A 13,900-nucleotide genomic window follows, 5' to 3' on the forward strand; every position below is an offset into this window, starting at 1 on the left:
TCTCCCAAGGCCAAGATAGGTTTTGTTCCGCTCAAGGCGCATAAATCTGTGTTTAATAGAAAACGCAACCACTATCATTAAAGCTTTGGTTTTCGGCTTCAATTCAAGGAACCAGAATGTTTTCAATGACACTAGATTCTTAATCAAAGTCTAACATATTTTTGAAGATACTGCAAGATATTTGTAGAAAATCGTCAACAGTGGCTAGCCCTCCCATCAATTCGTTGTGGAAGGATTAGGTTTCTCTGAACCCCAACCTGGTACTGACCCGACTTCTCCTGTTAACCAACGTACTGTGATTAGTTTGGCACCGATTCAATCGGGCAATTAGTGACAGATCAAGGCTTGCCAAATTGTTGAAGACTTAAGGGTAATTGGTAATTGGTAATTGGTAATTGGTAATTGGTAATTGGTAATTGGTAATCGGTAATCGGTAATTGGTAATTAGTAACTTGCTCAACTATAGTTGATATGATTCTGATATTGAGCAACGCCCAAGCGACCCGGTCAATTACCCTACATTGCCCTTTAACTATTGGTGAATCAACTTTCTCAACCACAACCGACAGATAGTGATCAATCTCGATGGCATGGCAGCCTTGAATTACGCTTTGCCTTAGCCCATGGAAAAACTCAACCTATTCACACCTACGCCAAAGCTCCCTTGAAGGTACAGCGACCGTTTTATCCAGAAGGGCTAGAGGTTTGTCACAGTGTGGTACTTCATACCGCTGGAGGAATGGTAGCAGGGGACAAGCTATCTCAAGATATCCACCTTGAATCGGGGACTCATGCTTTAATCACCACTGCTGCTGCTAGTAAAGCTTATGGTAAGGGAAGTTCTAGCGCTAGTCTAAGAAACTATAGCATTAAGAATGAAAACAATAGCGCTAGTCTAAACCAAACAGAAGCTAGACAAAATATTTCTAGCGCTAATCCAGAAAACAATAGCGCTAGTCTAAACCAAACAGAAGCTAGACAAAATATTTCTAGCGCTAATCCAGAAAACAATAGCGCTAGTTTAAAAAAGCCAGAAACTAGACAAATCATCCGGATCCAAGTAGAGACTGGTGCTTGTTTAGAATGGTTGCCCCAGGAAACGATTGTATTCAATGGTGCAGTTTACCGGCAGGATTTGCGGGTAGAATTAGCGCCGGGAGCCCGTTGGTTAGGCTGGGAAATTACCCGATTTGGACGGAGTGCTAGAGGAGAAAGGTTTGTGGAGGGAAATTGGCGATCGCATACGGAAGTTTGGCAGCAAGGACATCCCCAGTGGATTGACCGACAATGGTTACCAGCTAGCGAAGCCACCTTCTCTAGTCCTTATGGTTTAGCGGGACAACCAGTGGTAGGAACATTAGTTTTGGTAGGGGAAGCGCTATCATCAGAGATTCTCGAACAAGCCAGGGAACTTTGGAATGCTAGGGAGTATGTAGGGGAAGCTGGGGTAACTCAGCTGATGTCAGGATTATTATGCCGCTATCGTGGTGGTTCAACTGAGGAGGTGAGACACTGGTTTACGGAGGTTTGGCAACTGTTGCGCGTTAATCTATTCGGGCGTCCTATTATTAAGCCACGGGTTTGGCCGTTGTAATATCAAAATTGCTACTAACCACAGGATCAAACAATGCAACTGACACCCCAAGAAAAGGATAAACTACTAATTTTTACTGCCGCCTTATTGGCAGAACGACGCAAGGAAAAGGGGTTGAAGCTAAATTACCCAGAAGCCGTTGCCTACATTTCTGCGGAAATTTTGGAAGGTGCAAGGGAAGGACGTCCAGTAGCTGATTTAATGAGTTACGGCACTACCCTGCTGACGCGGGATGATGTGATGGAAGGAGTCCCCGAAATGGTGAATGAAGTCCAGGTAGAAGCAACCTTTCCCGATGGGACTAAACTGGTTACTGTACATGACCCAATTCGTTAATCCCACAAAAAGCTTGATAAGTAACTGTTTAACTCATCTTAAATCATCAGAGGATTCACCGGAGTTGACGGAGTTCTTCTGTGAGATGGATAAGTTGGTTTCTGAGGTCATTGATTTGCTCACTGCTTAGTTGTGCAGTTCCTTGATGATCTACGATGTTATTCAGGCTATTCATACAGTCATTAATCGTATAAAGACAGTTATCAACAATCTGGATTCGTTTCGTCAAGATTTCTTTGAACTTAGGCTCATTTGATTCAAGAATCCTATTGTTGTTGGGGTGAACTTTATTCAGTTGGAATTTTAAGATTTTCCATGATTTAACTAGTGAAGGGAGTCCCATAAGCACGAAACAATGGTTAAAAAACCTTTAAAAAAATTAAATCAAACACCAGACAGGAAAACAAAAAAGTAGGGAGAGTAGTCATGACTAATTTAATATGGCGAATAGTTGCCAAAATAAATTTCTGAATAACCGGCTGCTGATCAAGCAAGATTTTTCCATAAGTAGGATATTTTTGGCGATTAGTATAGCTTTAAAAGCAATGTAAGATGTCAGAGTTGACCAAAAAGGAATCATTAACTGTAGAAATATAACCATCAAATATTTAATAAATAAAAATTCAATAACACCTATATCGATTATTCAGAACAGACTAGAGAAGTCAGGATTAATTGATTAAAGACTGTGTAAAGAAAAGATAAGCTAGATAAAAAAATATGGTAAGGGTAATAGGTAATAAGCAATAAGTAATAGGTGATAAGCAATAAGTAGTAGGTAATAAGTAATAAGTAATAGGTAATAAGTAATAGGTACAAAAAAAAGCAGTTGACAGCCTCCGTGCTAAGATCGCGCAGCTTCATACCCCAGAATCCTAGAGCCATTCAATGTAGACCCCTTATGCCTAGAGCCTAGAACCTTAAAAAAAAACTAAACTCCACTTCCTATATACTTCAGTGTGTAAGTTAAGGCTACAAAAAAATCTAATTCACGAGATAATCAACTAATTCACCAGATAATGAAAAGCTAGTCAGGGTTTAAGGAGTTAGTTAGTGATTCCAGGCGAAATCATTCCCCAAACAGGGGAAATAGAACTCAATGCTGGTCGTGCCACCATCAGAGTACGGGTAGCTAATACAGGCGATCGCCCTATTCAAGTAGGGTCTCATTTTCACTTCTTTGAAGTCAACGAAGCTCTCAAATTTGACCGGGAAGCTACTAAAGGCATGCGCTTAAATATTCCAGCTGGCACCGCTATCCGCTTTGAACCGGGAGACGAACGAGAGGTGGAATTAGTCACTCTTGTTGGTAGTCGTCAGGTGTACGGCTTCAATGGCAAAATTAATGGTCAACTTGATCGGTCAACTTGATATTGTCAACTTGATATACAGTTACTATTTTTTTTCTAAAGCAAGCGCTACCCAGAGGTAATCCCAGAGTTTGGCCGAGGGGATAAAATTCCCCATTACCCATTACCCATTACCCATTACCCATTACCCATTACCTATTACCCATTACCCATTACCTATTACCCTTAATCAAGGAGTTGTTGATGAGTTATCGTATGGATCGTCGTGCCTACGCCGAAACTTATGGTCCTACCGTAGGCGATCGCATCCGCTTGGCTGATACAGAACTAGTGATCGAAGTGGAACAGGACTACACCACCTATGGTGATGAAGTTAAATTCGGTGGTGGTAAAGTGATTAGAGATGGGATGGGACAATCCCCCATCTCCCGCGCCGAGGGTGCTGTGGATTTGGTGATCACTAACGCCCTAATCCTGGATTGGTGGGGTATTGTTAAAGCCGATATTGGTATTAAAGATGGCAAAATAGTTAACATTGGCAAAGCTGGAAATCCCTACATCCAGGACAATGTCACTATTATTATTGGTCCTAGCACCGAAGCAGTTGCTGGGGAAGGCATGATTGTCACAGCAGGGGGGATTGATGCTCACATTCACTTTATTTGTCCCCAACAGATTGAAACTGCGATCGCATCTGGTATCACTACTATGATCGGCGGTGGTACAGGTCCAGCCACTGGCACTAACGCCACAACCTGTACTCCTGGTGCTTGGAATATTCACCGGATGCTGCAAGCTGCGGATGCATTTCCTGTGAATCTAGGGTTTTTAGGGAAAGGCAATAGTGCCAAACCCGAAGGATTACAGGAACAAGTGATAGCGGGTGCGATGGGATTGAAGCTGCACGAAGACTGGGGCACTACTCCAGCCGCTATTGATACCTGTTTAAGTGTGGCGGATCAGTTTGATGTCCAGGTGGCAATTCATACCGATACCCTAAATGAAGCTGGGTTTGTGGAAAATACCATTGCTGCCTTCAAAAACCGAGTCATTCACACCTACCACACCGAAGGAGCAGGGGGAGGTCATGCTCCAGATATTATTAAAGTCTGTAGTGAAGCTAATGTATTGCCCTCTTCTACCAATCCTACCCGTCCCTATACCGTTAATACCCTAGAAGAACATCTCGATATGCTCATGGTGTGCCATCACCTAGACCGGGGCATTCCTGAAGATGTGGCCTTCGCTGAGTCCCGGATTCGTCGGGAAACTATTGCTGCCGAGGATATCCTTCATGATTTAGGGGCTTTTAGTATGATTGCCTCTGATTCTCAAGCCATGGGACGGGTGGGTGAAGTGATTATCCGTACCTGGCAGACAGCCCACAAAATGAAAGTGCAACGGGGAGTGTTATCCACCACTACTGGGGAAACTGGGGAAAACGACAATTTCCGAGCCAAGCGTTACGTTGCCAAGTATACGATTAATCCTGCGATCGCTCACGGAATTGCTAATTATGTCGGTTCCATCGCAGAAGGGAAGCTAGCGGATTTGTGTCTGTGGCGTCCAGCCATGTTTGGAGTCAAGCCAGAGATAGTGATTAAAGGTGGTGCGATCGCATGGTCCCAAATGGGTGATGCCAATGCTAGTATTCCCACACCCCAGCCGATTCATATGCGTCCGATGTTTGGTAGTTTTGGTGGTGCGATCGCAGCCACATCCGTTACCTTTGTGTCCCAAGCTGCCTTAGACCAAGACATCCCAGCTCAAATTGGCTTACAAAAATCCGCTGTTGCCGTTTCCAACACCCGCAACTTGAGCAAGACCGACATGAAACTCAACGACGCCTTGCCACAGATTGAGGTCAATCCAGAAACTTATGAAGTCAGAGCTGATGGGGAATTATTAACATGCGAGCCCGCAACGGTTTTACCCATGGCACAGCGTTACTTCTTATTTTGATTAGTTGCTAGTCAATCACTAGAGCATTTCTCATATTAATGAGGTACACAATATTTTTTTATGTTGCCTTTTGCCTCTTGCCTCTTGCCTCTTGCCTCTTGCCTAAAATTAAAAATGTACCTCACCAAGTTCATGTAGGGTGGGCAGTGGATCAGACAGATTGACCAAGCTTGCCAATCCCGTTGCTAGGCACTGCCCACCCTACGATTAATGACTGCATCCAATCTCCCTACTCCTGACATCTGGCACCAGTCTCAATCAGCTTGGTTCATGTAGGGTGGGCAGTGGATCAGACAGATTGACCAAGCTTGCCAATCCCGTTGCTAGGCACTGCCCACCCTACGATTAATGACTGCATCCAATCTCCCTACTCCCTACTCCCTACTCCCTACTCCCTAATGTTAAGTTTTCTGCTGACTTGACCAAAGAAGTATCGAGCTAGAGGTATAACTGAGTTCAGTTTGACAAAAAATTTAATGATGAATCTAAGTATTGCAGCAGTACTCTTATACGGCATCTTAGCCCTGATTGGGGGAATCATGGGCTATGCTAAAGCCAAAAGCAAAATATCTCTCATTTCTGGTGTAATTAGCGGTTTATTGCTAATATTTGCTGGAATAATGCAGCTTCAAGAACAACCCTGGGCACAAACCTTAGGGATAGCCGTAGCAGCTGCACTGGTGATTGTCTTTGCGATCCGGCTCGCTAAAACTCGCAAGTTTATGCCAGCTGGACTCATGATCATTGCTGGTGTGGTGTCTCTAGGGGTGATGCTTTATCCAGCTATGGCTTAAAACCATGCTTGGATAGTCCCCCCTGAATGCATTTGATCAACCAGAAAAGCACACCATGGGTTTTTACATACAGATACCGGATAAACTAACCGATAGACGTTCTCTGAGTCTATCCGGTATCTGTGTATATCGGTGTATATCGGTCTCGTGCTGAGAAGGGCAAAATGCCAACAGTCTTAGCCCCTGAACTTCCTTTGAGCTTAGTTTTATTCCTGTCTTAGTTGTTCAGTATAAATCGTATCTATTAATCTTATCTATTAATGGTATGATTGGACTAGAAACCCCTATAGCCTAGGCGGTGCTTTACCTGTAACCTTAGTTATAGTACTACTTATTAGTCAAGTGTCTCTCACCACAGATATCTATTATAACTCAACCAGTCCAGCCATCGCCAGGACTGCTAACGGCACCCGTAACTTGGTTTTTGAAGAATTAGCCGAAGTGAGTCCGATGGCTCAAACTGTTTCTCTAGTGTTCATCAATCCCCAAGAGCCTAGTTATGAGCCTAGTTATTCTTATTTCCAAGAAGTCCAGTTTAACAATCCCATAAATCTGGAAAATGTGGTCAGACCGACAGTCAATTTTCTTGAAAACCCTCAATCTACCCTACCTGTCGAGAATCTCGTTATTGGTGTTGTCCTAATTTCCATCTTCTCTTTCATATTTATGAAGAGTTCTTGAAAGCTGAAAACCCCCGTGCTTGGCGCGGGGAAAAAAGCGACAACTCGATAGTTGACTTGGTCATAGTTGATCTTGATTTAATCTACACCATTGACGCAACGGTTTTTTGATTGACCCTCAACCGTCCACAAACCAGTGCGATCGCATTTCCCTATTCCCTCTTCTGACTTCCCTACTCCCTTCTCCCTAATAATCCTGAAGCAACGGTTTTCCCTTGTGCTGCTGCTATGGAGTTCCCCTCCATCATCGCTACAACAATTGAGCCTTGCACAAGCAGTAAAAACTGTCGAGCCAATAATTCAGGATCAGTAATGCCTGTAGCCTGAGCCAGATCCAGAATATAGGAATAAACCGCTTGTTGGTGCTCCAAAGCCGCCTGATAACCTGGGTGGTTGGGCTTTGCCAACTCTACAGTAGCGTTAATGAAAGCACAGCCCCGAAAATCTGGAGCCTCAAACCATAATTGAAGCACATCAAAGATTGCTAATAGACGCTCTTTGGGATCTGAACTATGTTGGGCAACAGTTTCTATAAACCAGGCACGCCAGGACTCGCCCCGCTGTCGTAGGAATGCTTCAATCAGAGCATCCTTCGATTTGAAGTGGTTGTAAAGTGACATCTTGGCCACACCAGACTCGGAAATGATGCGATCAATCCCCACATTCTGAATACCCTCTTTGTAAAAGAGCTCAGAGGCTTTCTCTAAAATGCGATCGCGAACTGGTTTACGAGATGAAGTCAATTTGGTCATGGTTACTGAATCCGATTTGTATAGACAAGTCGGTATATTTTAGCCTAACACTTTCCCCTCCTCAGTGTCCTGTGACTATCGGGCACTGCTTAACAAAACTTTACAAAAAAATCAGCGGAAAATCCTTGACTTTATACAGACCTGTCTATTTATCTTAAAATATACAGACCGGTCTACATAAATACAGCTTACATAAATAACGGTCTAGATAAATAAGGGGATTTCTGATGGCACGACAATTTACCAATATTGCTTTTACCCCTGGAGTCAAAAACGCTCAAACCCGCTACGGCTCTCGGGAAATTTATGACCAATTCGCCAAACGAGGCATCAGCACAGATACTCTGACTGCTAAAGAAACAGAATTTATCGCTGCACGGGATAGTTTCTATATGGGTACGGTCAACAGTAACGGTTGGCCTTACATCCAGTTTCGTGGAGGGCCCAAAGGATTCCTCAAAGTTCTGGATGATAAAACCTTGGGTTTTGTAGATTTTCAAGGAAATCTGCAATACATCAGTGTCGGTAACTTGTCTGAAAGCGATCGCGTTTTTCTATTTTTGATGGATTACGCTCACCGTCGCCGATTAAAGATTTGGGGAAGGGCTCAAGTTATTGATAACGACCCACAACTGCTCAATCAATTAGCCGATCCTAATTATCAGGCGGAATTGGGACGAGTATTCATAATTAAAGTTGAGGCATTTGACTGGAATTGTCCCCAACATATCCCGATTCGTTATTCAGAAGAAGAATTTGCCCAAATGAAAGCTTCCCTAGAAGCTCGCATTCAAGAGTTAGAGAAACAACTAGCTCAACTTTCTCCCTAAAATTGAAGCTCTCCTCATCTAGTTTGAACTGTAAAAACTAAATCAATTATCACCAAGGAACGTAATCATCATGACTAACCTAAACACCACAATGCACAAAACTATTAAGATTGTTCGCGTAGCGTGGCCTTTTGGCCATGGACTTGATATTTTCTATCGGGAAGCTGGCTCCAAAAACGCCCCTACCATCCTCTTGTTACATGGATTTCCTACTTCCTCCCACATGTTCCGAAATCTAATTCCCGCCCTTGCAGACGAATTCCACCTGATTGCCCCAGATTATCCTGGTTTTGGTGCTAGTTCCATGCCGAAGGTTGATGAATTTGAATATAGCTTTGATAAGTTGGCAGATATCGTCGAAAAGTTGACTATTAAATTAGATTTACAACAATACTTTCTCTATGTGATGGACTATGGCGCACCAGTAGGCTACCGTCTAGCTAGCAAATATCCCAACAAAGTGCTAGGGCGTGTCTTCAAACTCGGAGATCCCCCTAAATCCCCCTTAAAAAAGGGGGACTTTGAGTATGGCTCCCCCCTTTTTTAAGCTATGCTTTATAAACATCTTTCTTAACATAAAACTTGACAAAAAGAGTCAAGTGTGTGTTCTTGCTAGAATCGCCTCTGGCATCTATTATCACAAATATGGAACAATGGATATTGAAAGAGCTAGGATGGTATAATTCTGGTATCATTCTAACTTGATAGGTCGTCTTGACAATTTCTGACCTATCTTTTTTTACCATAATTCGCTCAATTTAATATATATCAAGGTTTACGGGGCGCTTGTCGCCCCCCCAGCTCACTTGCTAAAGAACGCCTGGTAAGAGAATCTAAAACATCTCTATTTCAAATCAGTATTATTACTAAACTAGAATTAATTGTTGGTTGCCGAAATAAACAAGAATTAGACTCTTTGGATAAATTCCTCAGACAGTTTTCTATCATTCAACTCAATGCTCAGATATCCCTCAAAGCAGAACAGTTGATGGGTAGCTACTATCTCAGTCATGGACTCCTAATCCCAGACGCTCTAATTGCTGCTACCGCTATTGAAAATCAAATTCCTCTACTCAGTAAAAATCAACGAGATTATCGCTTTATATCAGAACTCAATCTATTGAAATATCCATAACGTTGATGGAAAACTATTGCCTCTTGCCTCTTGCCTCTTGCCTCTTATCTGCTCCCTGCTCCCTGCTCCCTGCTCCCTCTTATTTACTTCCACCATCGACTAACATCATCAACCGCTGCCACCGTTTCTCTTAGGGCTTCAATACCCCCAAACTTGATAATTAAAGGAGCTAATTCAGGAAGAGCTCTAAGAAAATTGGGACGGGTTAGACTAGCTAAAGCATCAAGAATTTTTTGCCAAAAAGGAAAATCAACTGACGAAGGAGTTAATCTCTTAATTAAGCCCTGTAAGGCACTGGCTCGGTAGTATTCATGGGAAAGCCCTCTGGCGCAATCTAAGGCTTCTGGCAACAGATCCGGGAAGTGGGGGGCTAAGGCCACTAAGGCATCGGCTCGGTGGAATTGATCGGAAATCCCTATGGCGCAATCTAAGGCTTGGGGTAACAACACATCGGGTAAGTGGGGGGCTAAGGCTCCTAAGGCTAATGCTCGGTGGAATTGATCGGAAAGCCCTCTGGCGCAATCTAAGGCTTGGGGTAACAACACATCGGGTAAGTGGGGGGCTAAGTCTCCTAAGGCTAATGCTCGGTGGAATTCATGGTCAAGCCCTATGGCGCAATCTAAGGCTTGAGGTAACACATCGGGTAAGTGAGGGGCTAAGGCCACTAAGGCATGGGCTCGGGAGTATTCATGGTCAAGCCCTATGGCGCAATCTAAGGCTTGGGGTAACACCTCGGGTAAGTGAGGGGCTAAGGCCACTAAGGCTCTGACTCGGTTGTATTCATCGGAAATCCCTGTGGCGCAATCTAAGGCTTGAGGTAACAAATCAGGGAAGTGGGGGGCTAAGTCTCCTAAGGCTAATGCTCGGTGGAATTCATGGTCAAGCCCTATGGCGCAATCTAAGGCTTGAGGTAACAGATCGGGTAAGTAGGGAGCTAAGGCGACTAAGGCTTTTGCTCGGGAGTATTCATGGGAAATCCCTGTGGCGCAATCTAAGGCTTGAGGTAACAAATCAGGGAAGTGGGGGGCTAAGGCCACTAAGGCTAATGCTCGGGAGTATTCATGGTCAAGCCCTCTAGCGCAATCTAAGACTTGAGGTAACAAATCAGGGAAGTGGGGGGCTAAGGCCACTAAGGCATCGGCTCGGTGTTCTTCATCCCAAATCCCTGTGGCGCAATCTAAGGCTTGAGGTAACACATCAGGGAAGTGGGGGACTAAGGCCACTAAGGCTAATGCTCGGTATCTTTCATGGGAAATCCCTCTGGCGCAATCTAAAGCTTGAGGTAACAACTCTTCCGGTAAGTGGGGGACTAAGGCCACTAAGGCTAATGCTCGGTATCTTTCATGGGAAATCCCTCTGGCGCAATCTAAGGCTTGGTGTAACAACTCTTCCGGTAAGTGGGGGGCTAAGGCTTCTAAGACATCGGCTCGGTGTTCTTCATCCCAAATCCCTCTGGCGCAATCTAAGGCTTGGGGTAACACTTCCGGGAAGTGGGGGGCTAAGGCCACTAAGGCTAATGCTCGGGAGTATTCATGGTCAATCCCTCTGGCGCAATCTAAGGCTTTGGGTAACACATCAGGTAAGTGAGGGGCTAAGGCCACTAAGGCTTTGGCTCGTTCGTATTCATGGTCAATTCCTCTGGCGCAATCTAAGGCTTGGGGTAACAACGTTTCGGGTAAGTGGGGGGCTAAGGCAATTAAGGCATCGGCTCGGGAGTGTTCAGACTCAATTCCTTTGGCGCAATCTAAGGCTTTGGGTAACAACAGATCGCTTAAGTGGGGGGCTAAGGCACCTAAGGCATGGGCTTGGAAGTATTCATTCGAAATCCCTCTGGCCCAATCTAAAGCTTCCGGTAACAGTTCCGGTAAGTGGGCGGCTAAGGCACCTAAGGCATCGGCTCGGGAGTATTCAGACTCAATCCCTTTGGCGCAATCTAAGGCTTCTGGTAACACATCGGGTAAGTGGGGGGCTAAGGCGACTAAGGCAATAGCTCGGTATTTTTCATCGGAAATCCCTCTGGCGCAATCTAAGGCTTTGGGTAACAATACATCCGGTAAGTGGGCTAAGGCGACTAAGGCATTGGCTCGGTATTTTTCATCGGAAATCCCTCTGACCCAATCTAAGGCTTCCGGTAATAAAGAAGCGGGAAGATACTCACTAATTGCTCCCAAACGGTTTACTTGACGTTCATAATCTTTAATCTGTCGCACATAAGCCAGTGCTTGAGCTGCCGTCCAGATTTCTTTCTCAACTAATGCTGCCATTAACTCTGGAGGAATATTTCCAGCCAAGCTGTTGAGGGATGTGGTAATCAGAGCATAGCGACATTGTAGACTAATCGATTCTGTGGGATTTTCTGTAAAATTGGCTACTGCTATTGCCCAAGCTCTCGATACATCCTTTACAAAATTGGCAGTTTTTCCCTCTCTCTCACACTGCCAATACCAACCGTTATCTCCTGCTGGCGTTTCTTCTTTCAGGAGTTGATGAATTTGATCTATCTTTTCAGCTTTCTCTAGGTGCCAGGTTAAGTGGCTATAGATGTAACCATCATCGGGTAAGGTATGCCATAATCCCTTTTCGGTCTTAGTTTGATAACGTTCTAATAATTGCTGATGGGCTTCGGGGATTGATAATGTTAGCTCTGGTTGCAGCAGATTACGGGCTAAATCATGTAACAGGTCATGGAGGCGATAGTTAGTTTTTTGGGTACTAGAGACCCCTGGTAGTAATAACGCTTTTTGTCGTAAGTATCGTAAAGTCTTTTTAGCTTTAAATGAATTACAGTTCCATAACGTAGTCGCCATGGTTTCAGTAATGGTGACATCCTCCGGCAGTACCCCTAACCAAGCAAATTGTTTCAATCTCTCGGGGGATAATCGCTTTAAACTGAGATTAAAGGAAGCCACTAGACTGTAGTTTTTGCGCTTAGCGTCACTTGGCTCTTCCTCTGCTTCTAATCGATCCAAGGCTTCTAAATCAGCAATTTCTGCTTGTAACTCATCCAGTAACTCTTCCCAACAGAATCCATCCCTAACTTGGGCAGCAGCTAATTCTAAGGCTAGGGGTAAGTAGCCGACGGTTTTGGCTAAGGTTTTAGCATAGTCGAGTTCTTGATTAGTTAACTCATTGTTGAAACAAGACGTTAATAACTCCAAGGATTGATTTAGAGTCATCACATCTAAATCATAGCGAATCGCACCTTTAACCGGAGCTTCTCTGGTAGTGACTAAAACCCGACAGCCATCCCCAGCCACTCGAAAGGGTTCAACATGGTCAGGATGCCAAACATCATCCACGACTAACAAGGCTTTTTTATCGGATAATAATGTTCTTAATTGTAACGAAGCGCTATCAATATTAATCGGTTTGAAGTCATAATCTTTTAATGCCTGTATCCACGTACTTAGAAACGATAAAATATCAGGTTGCTGACCTAAGGTTGCCCAAAAAATTCCATCTGGAAAATGGGATTGAACCTCTGGATCATGGGCTAAAGCTGCAGCTAAGGTGGATTTCCCAATTCCTCCCAAGCCATAGATCGCACTAACCACTAAGGTGCCAGCTTTAGCAGTTTCTTGGGATAAAAGCTTTTGTTTTAGTTCTTGGCTTACTTCCCGGCGTTCGACATAATACAGAGGTCGTGGTGGTGCTTGATTTGGTCGAGTTTGGTTAACCTGCCTCCCAGGCGACTCCACTCAAGTATTATTATAATTAATAGTTTGGTCGCCTTTAATAATATTTTGGCTTCCTCCAATATTAGTATTATCTTGATTAATACTCTTCCCTTGGACGAAGTTACCCTGGTTATCTACTTTCTCAATGTTGTAATTGTCACGCTTAGCCTGTTGGGATTCCAAGGCTTTGGTAATCTTTTCAAGAATTTCCTCTAAGTTAGGCAAAGTTTCAGCATCAACAGTAGTCACCAAACGCTCCATACTTTGGGCAACTTCGGGATTTTGCTTCGCTGCTGCCTCTAGCTCCAATACCACTTCAGCATAATCAAGTGGTTGCTCTGGGGCTTGCTCGATAGCCATTACCGTATCTGGAGACTGGTTTCTGAGGGATTCCACAAACTGGTTAGTCTGGTCCCAGACAACTTGCCCGACATTTTCCCCAGTTTTTTCTAGGGCTTTAGTGGCTAGCACAGTAGAAATAGCGACAACGGCAGCAGCTAATGGTTCCATTTTTGAAGGAGATTATTCAGAGTCTTGGTTTATTATAGTATTTTTAAATTGGGTGAGTTAGTTAGTAGTTAGTAGGGTGGGCAGTGCCTACTAATGCTATCGCCAGCTGCTGTTATCTATCTTTGGCACTGCCCACCCTACATCAATATTCTATTGTGATTAATTCTTTGGTGGGCAGTGCCTACTAATGCTATCGCCAGCTGCTGTTATCTATCTTTGGCACTGCCCACCCTACATCAATATTCTATTGTGATTAATTCTTTGGTGGGCAGTGCCTACTCATGCTATCTCTAGCTGCTGTTATCTATCTTTGGCACTGC

Annotated in this window: 14 protein-coding genes and 1 pseudogene; 10 read left to right on the forward strand and 5 right to left on the reverse strand. The window is 44.0% G+C overall.

Translation table 11 applies throughout. From position 1 onward, the window contains the following. Positions 1-338 precede the first annotated feature (338 nt). The gene (locus F6K63_RS07025) at positions 339-560 is read right to left on the reverse strand and encodes a hypothetical protein (RefSeq protein WP_287311425.1); all 222 of its coding nucleotides are present in this window, start codon (positions 558-560) and stop codon (positions 339-341) included. Here F6K63_RS07025 and F6K63_RS07030 point away from each other — a divergent pair. Then, positions 539-1,594, forward strand: coding sequence for an urease accessory protein UreD (locus tag F6K63_RS07030; RefSeq protein ID WP_287311427.1), 1,056 nt, complete (start codon positions 539-541; stop codon positions 1,592-1,594). The two genes, F6K63_RS07025 and F6K63_RS07030, sit on opposite strands and share 22 nt — an antisense overlap. Positions 1,595-1,627: 33 nt before the next feature. Beyond that, positions 1,628-1,930 carry an urease subunit gamma gene (gene ureA, locus F6K63_RS07035; protein WP_008179425.1) on the forward strand — a complete coding sequence of 101 codons (303 nt, stop codon included), beginning with the start codon at positions 1,628-1,630 and terminating at the stop codon, positions 1,928-1,930. Positions 1,931-1,985: 55 nt separating this feature from the next. Here the strand turns inward: ureA and F6K63_RS07040 are convergent, their stop codons facing one another. Next, a complete protein-coding gene (locus F6K63_RS07040; protein WP_154659670.1) occupies positions 1,986-2,159 on the reverse strand; it encodes a hypothetical protein in 174 nt (57 codons plus the stop codon). 824 nt (positions 2,160-2,983) lie between these two features. On the opposite strand from F6K63_RS07040, the gene F6K63_RS07045 reads away from it, so the two are divergent. The 5 genes from F6K63_RS07045 to F6K63_RS07065 all read left to right on the forward strand — a co-directional run bounded on the left by F6K63_RS07045 (position 2,984) and on the right by F6K63_RS07065 (position 6,677). After that, on the forward strand, positions 2,984-3,301 hold the full coding sequence (locus tag F6K63_RS07045) for an urease subunit beta (protein WP_287247895.1): 318 nt from the start codon (positions 2,984-2,986) through the stop codon (positions 3,299-3,301). A gap of 182 nt (positions 3,302-3,483) precedes the next feature. Next, complete coding sequence (gene ureC / locus F6K63_RS07050; RefSeq protein WP_044492188.1) at positions 3,484-5,202, forward strand: urease subunit alpha; 1,719 nt, start codon at positions 3,484-3,486, stop codon at positions 5,200-5,202. Between the two features lie 38 nt (positions 5,203-5,240). Beyond that, positions 5,241-5,366: a hypothetical protein gene (locus F6K63_RS07055; RefSeq protein ID WP_267875558.1), complete on the forward strand. Its 126-nt coding sequence runs from the start codon at positions 5,241-5,243 to the stop codon at positions 5,364-5,366. A 315-nt stretch (positions 5,367-5,681) separates the two neighbouring features. Next, a complete protein-coding gene (locus F6K63_RS07060) occupies positions 5,682-5,996 on the forward strand; it encodes a TMEM14 family protein (RefSeq protein ID WP_008179418.1) in 315 nt (104 codons plus the stop codon). A 342-nt stretch (positions 5,997-6,338) separates the two neighbouring features. Continuing rightward, positions 6,339-6,677: a hypothetical protein gene (locus F6K63_RS07065; RefSeq protein WP_008179415.1), complete on the forward strand. Its 339-nt coding sequence runs from the start codon at positions 6,339-6,341 to the stop codon at positions 6,675-6,677. Between the two features lie 172 nt (positions 6,678-6,849). On the opposite strand, the gene F6K63_RS07070 is transcribed toward F6K63_RS07065, so the two are convergent. Continuing rightward, positions 6,850-7,428: a TetR/AcrR family transcriptional regulator gene (locus tag F6K63_RS07070; RefSeq protein ID WP_287311429.1), complete on the reverse strand. Its 579-nt coding sequence runs from the start codon at positions 7,426-7,428 to the stop codon at positions 6,850-6,852. 227 nt (positions 7,429-7,655) lie between these two features. On the opposite strand from F6K63_RS07070, the gene F6K63_RS07075 reads away from it, so the two are divergent. The 3 genes and pseudogenes from F6K63_RS07075 (at position 7,656) to F6K63_RS07085 (ending at position 9,393) form a co-directional block, all read left to right on the forward strand. Further along, a complete protein-coding gene (locus F6K63_RS07075; protein WP_008179410.1) occupies positions 7,656-8,258 on the forward strand; it encodes a pyridoxamine 5'-phosphate oxidase family protein in 603 nt (200 codons plus the stop codon). 91 nt (positions 8,259-8,349) lie between these two features. Next, positions 8,350-8,748: pseudogene (locus F6K63_RS07080) on the forward strand (alpha/beta fold hydrolase); the annotation flags it as partial. 363 nt (positions 8,749-9,111) lie between these two features. Further along, on the forward strand, positions 9,112-9,393 hold the full coding sequence (locus F6K63_RS07085) for a type II toxin-antitoxin system VapC family toxin (RefSeq protein ID WP_353812975.1): 282 nt from the start codon (positions 9,112-9,114) through the stop codon (positions 9,391-9,393). An 83-nt stretch (positions 9,394-9,476) separates the two neighbouring features. On the opposite strand, the gene F6K63_RS07090 is transcribed toward F6K63_RS07085, so the two are convergent. After that, complete coding sequence (locus F6K63_RS07090) at positions 9,477-13,091, reverse strand: NB-ARC domain-containing protein (RefSeq protein ID WP_287311434.1); 3,615 nt, start codon at positions 13,089-13,091, stop codon at positions 9,477-9,479. Continuing rightward, positions 13,092-13,580 carry a hypothetical protein gene (locus tag F6K63_RS07095; protein WP_008188262.1) on the reverse strand — a complete coding sequence of 163 codons (489 nt, stop codon included), beginning with the start codon at positions 13,578-13,580 and terminating at the stop codon, positions 13,092-13,094. It lies immediately after the preceding gene. Positions 13,581-13,900 lie beyond the last annotated feature (320 nt).

Source organism: Moorena sp. SIO1G6, from assembly GCF_010672795.1.
GTDB classification, from domain to species: domain Bacteria; phylum Cyanobacteriota; class Cyanobacteriia; order Cyanobacteriales; family Coleofasciculaceae; genus Moorena; species Moorena producens.

Coding starts and splice junctions, on each gene's coding strand:
- ureA (WP_008179425.1), top strand. CDS start 1,628: ATGCAACTGACACCCCAAGAAAAGGATAAACTACTAATTTTTACTGCC.
- ureC (WP_044492188.1), top strand. CDS start 3,484: ATGAGTTATCGTATGGATCGTCGTGCCTACGCCGAAACTTATGGTCCT.
- F6K63_RS07055 (WP_267875558.1), top strand. CDS start 5,241: ATGAGGTACACAATATTTTTTTATGTTGCCTTTTGCCTCTTGCCTCTT.
- F6K63_RS07060 (WP_008179418.1), top strand. CDS start 5,682: ATGAATCTAAGTATTGCAGCAGTACTCTTATACGGCATCTTAGCCCTG.
- F6K63_RS07070 (WP_287311429.1), bottom strand. CDS start 7,428: ATGACCAAATTGACTTCATCTCGTAAACCAGTTCGCGATCGCATTTTA.
- F6K63_RS07075 (WP_008179410.1), top strand. CDS start 7,656: ATGGCACGACAATTTACCAATATTGCTTTTACCCCTGGAGTCAAAAAC.
- F6K63_RS07095 (WP_008188262.1), bottom strand. CDS start 13,580: ATGGAACCATTAGCTGCTGCCGTTGTCGCTATTTCTACTGTGCTAGCC.